This is a genomic window from Kitasatospora phosalacinea, from assembly GCF_030268885.1.
GTDB classification, from domain to species: domain Bacteria; phylum Actinomycetota; class Actinomycetes; order Streptomycetales; family Streptomycetaceae; genus Kitasatospora; species Kitasatospora phosalacinea_C.
Genome location: NZ_BSSA01000066.1, coordinates 1 through 6,340 on the forward strand (window position 1 = coordinate 1; position 6,340 = coordinate 6,340).

General features: G+C 72.5%; 7 protein-coding genes. 6 read left to right on the forward strand and 1 reads right to left on the reverse strand.

The annotated features are described in order from the left end of the window. The first annotated feature begins 279 nt into the window (after positions 1–279). The 5 genes from QSK52_RS38665 (at position 280) to QSK52_RS38685 (ending at position 5,321) form a co-directional block, all read left to right on the forward strand. Complete coding sequence (locus tag QSK52_RS38665; protein ID WP_285740972.1) at positions 280–3,240, forward strand: DEAD/DEAH box helicase; 2,961 nt, start codon at positions 280–282, stop codon at positions 3,238–3,240. Next, positions 3,237–3,500, forward strand: a complete 264-nt coding sequence (locus tag QSK52_RS38670; protein WP_285740973.1) for a hypothetical protein — start codon at positions 3,237–3,239, stop codon at positions 3,498–3,500. Before QSK52_RS38665 ends, QSK52_RS38670 begins: the two co-directional genes overlap by 4 nt. Beyond that, the gene (locus QSK52_RS38675; RefSeq protein WP_285740974.1) at positions 3,500–4,120 is read left to right on the forward strand and encodes a hypothetical protein; all 621 of its coding nucleotides are present in this window, start codon (positions 3,500–3,502) and stop codon (positions 4,118–4,120) included. The genes QSK52_RS38670 and QSK52_RS38675 overlap by 1 nt, the downstream gene beginning before the upstream one ends. Before the next feature lie 248 nt (positions 4,121–4,368). Then, entirely contained in the window at positions 4,369–4,707 is a 339-nt protein-coding gene (locus QSK52_RS38680) for a PadR family transcriptional regulator (RefSeq protein WP_285740975.1), read from the forward strand. Further along, positions 4,704–5,321, forward strand: a complete 618-nt coding sequence (locus QSK52_RS38685) for a hypothetical protein (protein WP_285740976.1) — start codon at positions 4,704–4,706, stop codon at positions 5,319–5,321. The genes QSK52_RS38680 and QSK52_RS38685 overlap by 4 nt, the downstream gene beginning before the upstream one ends. A 322-nt stretch (positions 5,322–5,643) precedes the next feature. On the opposite strand, the gene QSK52_RS38690 is transcribed toward QSK52_RS38685, so the two are convergent. After that, positions 5,644–5,850 carry a hypothetical protein gene (locus QSK52_RS38690; protein ID WP_285740977.1) on the reverse strand — a complete coding sequence of 69 codons (207 nt, stop codon included), beginning with the start codon at positions 5,848–5,850 and terminating at the stop codon, positions 5,644–5,646. A gap of 104 nt (positions 5,851–5,954) precedes the next feature. Between QSK52_RS38690 and QSK52_RS38695 the strand changes: the two genes are divergently transcribed. Then, positions 5,955–6,182, forward strand: a complete 228-nt coding sequence (locus QSK52_RS38695; protein ID WP_285740978.1) for a hypothetical protein — start codon at positions 5,955–5,957, stop codon at positions 6,180–6,182. Positions 6,183–6,340: the final 158 nt, after the last annotated feature.

The window sequence follows — 6,340 nt, forward strand, 5'->3', positions numbered from 1 at the left end:
CGGGCGGCCTGGACCCGCTCCGCGTGTCCGGCACCGCGGCTTCGCCGCGGTGCGGCCCGCCGCTTCGCTCTGGGCCGGGGCGCGCCTCCGCTTCGCTTCGGCGGCCCGGTCGGCTGAGGTTTGTTCAGTTCGCTGGCTTGGTTTTTTGGCTGACGGAGGGGCGGCCTGCGGCCGGGCTGACTGGGGCGAGGGGTGCCCGCCGACTGCATGTCGGACCGGCCGGGGCTCGACTGGTGTCGGCGGGCACCTACCGTTCGTCTGCCCCGCTTCCGGTAGATCATGCCGCCCCGTCGGGCGATCAGACAGTCTCTCACGTGCTTCACTTGTGGATGTCAGAAGATCTCGCCTGTAGGACTGTCCTCTCCTGGGTTTTTGCGTTTCTCTACTGGCCTGTCTGGGGCTCTGATATTGTGCTGTTCGGTAGCTTTGAATGGGCCTTATTGTCGGCCGATATTCTCTTCGATTTCAGCCCGGCCGCGTGCATCAAAACTGACTGCAAGGTTTCCCCGCGTGAGCGCGGATGCCGTTTCGAGAAGGGGCAGGGATCGGAGCGTGGGAACTTCCGCGGTGGTGGCGGGGCGTCAGAGGCGGGCCCGGGGCATCCGGCTGAGGCCGCACCAGGAAGAGGCGGTGGAGGCCATCGTGCGGGCGCTGACGCCCCGTCCGAGCCGGGCGGTCCCGGCGGGCCTGCGGGTCACGGTGCAGCTCGCCACCGGCACCGGCAAGTCCTTCGTGGGGGCGGTGGCCGCGCAGCGGCTCGCGCCGCGGGGCCTGGTGATGGTGGTGGTGCCGACGCTGGATCTGCTGACGCAGATGCACGCCTCGTGGGTGGAGGCCGGCCGCGCGGGTGAGGCGCTGGCGGTGTGCTCGCTGGTTCAGGAGGAGTTGCCGGAGGGGATGCCGGGGACGACGCATCCGCTGGTCATCGCGTCGTGGATCGACCGGGCGGCGGCTGCGGGGAAGCCGCTGACGCTGTACTCGACGTACGCCGCGGCGGGGTCTGTGGAGGACGCGTACGCGGCCTGGCGGGAGCGGGCGGGGCGGGAGCTGGCGCCGCTGGACCTGATGGTCTGTGACGAGGCGCACCGCTCCTCCGGGTTGGCCGAGAAGGCGTGGACGGTGGTGCACGACCAGGAGGCGATCCCGTCGGCCAGGAGGTTGTACATGACCGCGACCCCGCGGGTGTGGCAGCCGCCGAAGCGCCGTCGGCGGGACGAGGAAGAGGGCCAGGAGGTCGAGCAGGACGGCGGCCAAGAGGTCGGCCGGGGCCGTCGCGGGGTGTGGCAGCCGCTCCCCGAGGAGCTGGCCGTTTCCATGGATGACCAGGCGATTTACGGGCCGCAGGTGTACACGCTGGGTCTCGCGGAGGCGATCGACCGGGGGCTGCTGGCACCGTTCGAGGTGGTGGTGCTGGAGCTGCGGGATCCGGAGACGGACCCGGTGGCGGCGGCCGCGCAGCCGGTGCCGTGGGGCGCGGGGGCCGGGGAGGCGGAGGACGGGTCCGAGGACCAGGTGCCGGTGAAGCGGGTCGCGGCGATGCAGGCCGGGCTGCTCAAGGTCGCCGCCGAGCACGGGTTGCAGCGCACGATCACCTTCCACCCGAGGACGTTGGAGGCCCGCTACTTCGCCGAGACGCTGAACCAGACCGCGGAGCGGTTGAGTGGTGAGGACCCGGACGAATTCCCGGAGGAGGTGTGGTCGCAGTGGCTTTCCGGTGAGCACCCAGTGGATTACCGCCGCTGGATTCTCGGGGACTTCGGGCGCACCGAGGAGTATGACGGTCTGGCCTATCGCGTGCTCGCGAATTGTCGCGTTCTAGGGGAGGGTGTGGACTGCCCGGGAGCTGACTCCATTCTCCTTCAGGGGCGGGGAAGTATGGTCGATATCGTCCAGGCCATAGGGCGTGCCCTTCGCATGAAGCCAGGCGAGGGGAAAGTTGCGCGCATTGTCGTGCCTGTTTTCCTGCGCGCCGGGGAGCAGCCCGGGGACATTATGGAGTCGGATTCTTATGGTCCGTTGATCAAGGTGTTGACGGCGATCCGCTCGCATGATGCCCGGCTGGTGGAGGCGTTGGCGGTGCCGCAGCGCAGTGGGCGTCGGACCACCGGTGCGCGGGCCGAACTCGCTGGTGCGCCTGGTGAGGGCGAGGGTGCGGAGGAGGTGGCGGGGGCGTTCGTGCTGCCGGTGCGGTTCCAGTCGAAGGTGACGCAGACGGCGTTGGCGCTGTTCGTGGCAACGCAGGTTTTCCGGTCGGAGAGCGTGTACTGGAAGGAGGGCATGCAGCACTGCGCGAAATGGGTGGAGGAGCACGGTTCGCTTGATGTTCCGTACAACGCGATGGTGGGCGTGAACGGTAATTTCCCGCTCGGGAAGTGGCTGTCGGACCGGCGTCACGAGCGCTCGACGGGCGACATGCCTGCCTACCGTGTCGTGCTGCTGGATTCTCTGGGCATGATCTGGTCCGTCTCGGACGCGCGGTTCGAGGCCGGGCTGGCCTGGGCGCGGCAGTGGGCCGCGGAGCACCACGGGTCGCTGGCCGCGCCATCGCGGGCCTCCATCGGCGGGTACGCGATCGGCACCTGGCTGGTGGAGCTACGGGCGCAGGCCGAGGTGCCCGCGGGCGAGTCGGGGGCGCTGCCCGCGGAGCGGCGCCGGGCGTTGGAGGCGATGGACCCCTGGTGGTGCCCGGCGTGGCCGATCACCTGGCAGCGCTCGTACGCCGCCGCCAGGGCGTGGTGGCTGGCCTGCGACGGGGTGGTGGACTGGCCCGCACTGCCGGTCGAGACGGCCTTCGAGGGCGAGGCGATCGGGCGGTGGGTGCGGACGCAGCGCGGCGCCTGGGCCAGCCTGGCCGAGGAGCAGCGGGAGCTGCTGCTCGCGCTGGGCATCGAGGAGGACCCCGAGCTGGCCGCCGAGCAGGCTGCGAAGGCGGCGAAGGCGACCCGGCCGGTGCGGGCCCGCGCGGACCGCTTCGCCCAGCACCTTCAGGCCCTGCAGCGCTTCGCAGAGCGGGAGGGGCACGTGCGGGTGCCCCGGGCCCACAAGGAACCGTTGGAGGCCGCCGAGGGCGGCCAGGAGCCGGTGCTGCTGGGCCTGGGGGCGTGGCTGTCCAACCAGCGCAACCGCCGGGCCAAGCTCACGGCTCAGCAGCTCGTCGCGCTCGGCCGGGCCGGGATCGAGTGGGCCGCCGAGCTGGCCCCGGTGCGACGGGAGACCGAAGAGGCAGGGGCGACGCGGTGACGGTCTCGTGGAACGCGGAGTGGTACTGCGGGGAGTGCGGCAGCTCGGGCCAGGAGCACTTCGAGGACGACACCGAGGTCGAGGCCGACCACGACTGCGACGAGGGCGGCGGGTCGGGCTCGATCGGGTGGGACGGCCGCGCGGAGTGCGGTGAGTGCGGCTGGGTGCTGGAGAGCGACTTCGAGGACTACTGCTGGGTGGCCTCGGACCACGTGTGCGGGGACGAGTCGGCGGCGCCGGCCGAAGAGGAAGTGCGGTGATGGGCGAGGTGGAGCAGCGGGCGGCGGCGCGCAGGCGGGTGCAGCGCCAGGCGCGGGGGCTGGCGGCGGAGCAGATCGGGGCGCACCTGGTGGCCGCGCGGGACTGGGAGCGGCATTCGGGCCGGGACGAGTACGCGGGGCCGGGTCCGGCGTGGGAGGTTCAGGAGTGGGAGCGGATCTCCGCGCTGGTCGCCGAGGGCGGTGCGGGGGCGGTGTACGACGTCGCCGCCGACGAGCAGGCGCAGGAGTGGCTGGCCGAGGCCGAGCAGCGGGTGCAGGCCGGACGCCGGGCCCGGCAGCAGCGGCCGGTGCCGGGCCCGCTGCGGCCCCCGGTGGACCGGGTGGAGGTGCGCGTGGTGGTGCCGGGTGAGGCGGGGCGCCGCCTGGAGGCGCTGGCGGCGGGGCTGGGGTGGAGCGCGGAGCGGGTGCTGGCGGTGCTCGCCGAGCACGTCCAGGTCGACAACGAGGGCCTGGTCCACGTCCCCGCGGTGACCGTCACGGCCGCGCCGCCCGGCCCGGAGCCGCACCGGGAGCGCCTGCCGGTGCTCTACCGGGAGCGGCCGCGGTACGGGCGCGAGGACTACGGCGAGGGCTACGACGGCCCGGCGCTGGACTGGTAGCGGCACGGAGAAGCGCAGCGGCGGGGCCGCCACCGGCTGGTGGCGGGGCCGCCGTCGTGCTGTGCGGGCCCTTGCCCGGCGGGGCGCTGAGCGACACAGGCGGAGCGCGGCGGGCCCGCCGCCGACCCTATGTAGAGCAGCCAGCATGGGTGATACCCTAGGTAGAGCTTCGACAGAGGCTCCAGTCGACTCGTACCGAGAGGCGCTGCGACGACCAACCGCTGCACCACCACGGAGGCGCAAACCGCATGGACATCAAGATGACGGCCGCGACGGCCAAGGTCATCCAGGTCTTCGCCAAGGACCCGACCGCCGAGCGCTACGGCCGCGAGCTCATGCAGGCCACCGGCCTGCAGAGCGGCAGCCTGTACCCGATCCTGGCGCGCCTGGAGCGCGACGGGGTCCTCACGAGCGAGGTGGAGGAGGTCGACCCGAGGGCGGCTGGCCGCCCCGCCCGCCGCTTCTACACGATCACCGGCGAGGGCATCAAGGCCGCCCGGCAGGCCCTGGCCGAACTCCACGAACTCACCCGGCTGCCCAGCACCTCCTGGCTGCCGGGGCCTGTCCCGGAAGGGGGACGTGCATGAACCAGTCCGAGGGGGGCTCAGGCCTCGCGCGCCTGCTCCACGACCTCGCCGCCATCCCGCTCGCCGAGTGGACGATGGCGATGCTCTGCGCGCTGCTCGCAGCCATCGCGTACGAGCTAGTCGTCAAGGCCGCCTTCAAGGCCACCCGCAAGGTGACCCTGAAGCTGCCCTTCATCCTGCTCTACCTGACCCGGGCGATGATGAGCGGCGCGAAGTGGCGCCTGCTCCACCCCGACTGGCGAGCGGACCTGTACGACATCATCGACACCCCCGACGGCCGCGCCCTGGGCCGCTACCTGCGCGGCATGCGCTTCTCCGTCTCCCTGCTGCTGTTCGGCGCGATCCGCACCGCCCGCAACACGGCCACCCCCGCCAAGGCCCAACGTGGCCGGCGCGCCGGGCGCGCGGCCAGGAAGCGCCTGCAGTTCACAGAACTGGTGGAGGGCTCGCTGGCGGTGGTCAGCGCAGTCATCGCCCTGCTTTCGCTGGTCAGCGGCGATCATGCGTGGAGCTACAACCTGGGGGCCATGATCCTCACCAGCGCGAGCACAGTCTTCACCGGTCGCAGGAGGTTGGCAGCCCACAGGCGGAAGAAGCACGGCGAGACCAAGTAAGGGCCCGCCCGGCACAGCACCCGCCCAAATGCCCGCCCCGGACGCCCGGAGGCGGGCGCTGGCACGTCCGCGCCCGAAACGCGCCAGCGCCCCGGCCCTACGGGGTGTCGCCCGCAACGTCCACCGGCCGGCCGCGTCGGGCTCGTAGATCGAGCGGCCGCCCGGGTAGGCGCAGCGCGGGGAGATCAGCGCGGTTCCCGGGTCGGGGCCGTCGGTGCGGACGTAGGCGGTCTCTGCGTCCATCGGGCCGCCGTGCAGCTCGACCTCCACCCACCGCTCCTGCTGTGCCATGTGCGGCACGGTAGCGGCCGGGAAGGGCGGCTCACCCGCGTTCGGGGTGGCCGGAGTCCGGCTGCGGGCGGCGGGCGACGTCGTCGTGGTGGTCCATCACCTGCACCAGGCGGCGGGCGACGTCGACGGGGGGCGCGTCGGCGGGCAGGTCGTCCAGGTGGACCTCCGGGTAGGGCAGGTCCGGGTGCTGCTCGTGGTCCCAGATGTAGGACCAGCCGCCGGTCGGCCCCCAGTTCACGGTGAGCAGCAGCTCGGCGTCGGCGCCGCCCGGGTCGCCGGACGCCCGGGGTCGCCTTCGTGGCCGGGCCGTGAACGCGGTGTACGAGACGAAGGAGGGATGCCGTGGATGAGATGAGGCCGCGCGGCGAGATGCCGGGCGCGGTGGGGTGGGACGGCGTCGAGCGCCGCAGACAGCCGGATCCGCGGGCACGGTCGGCGGTCGGAGCCGGGATGCCGGCCTGGCGGGACCCGGCGCGGATGAGCGGGGCCCTGCTCGCCGCGGCTGGCGCCGGCATCACGGTGGAGGTGCTGCGCTTCCTGGCGGCGCACCTGGAGGTGAGCTGGCACTGAAGCAGCACTTCCCGGCCGGGCCGCCTGCGGGGGGTCTGTCCAGTGAACGGTGTAACTCGGTTGGGTTGGGTTAGCGGCGGCCGGCGGAGAGTCGGCCGTCGAAGGCGATCTCGAAGGCGTTGAGTGCGGCCTTCCAACGGGTCATCCAGCGTTTGCGC

Excerpts from the sequence above, each read along its gene's own strand:
- QSK52_RS38665 (WP_285740972.1), top strand. The coding sequence starts at position 280 with ATGCCGCCCCGTCGGGCGATCAGACAGTCTCTCACGTGCTTCACTTGT.
- QSK52_RS38680 (WP_285740975.1), top strand. The coding sequence starts at position 4,369 with ATGGACATCAAGATGACGGCCGCGACGGCCAAGGTCATCCAGGTCTTC.
- QSK52_RS38685 (WP_285740976.1), top strand. The coding sequence starts at position 4,704 with ATGAACCAGTCCGAGGGGGGCTCAGGCCTCGCGCGCCTGCTCCACGAC.
- QSK52_RS38675 (WP_285740974.1), top strand. The coding sequence starts at position 3,500 with ATGGGCGAGGTGGAGCAGCGGGCGGCGGCGCGCAGGCGGGTGCAGCGC.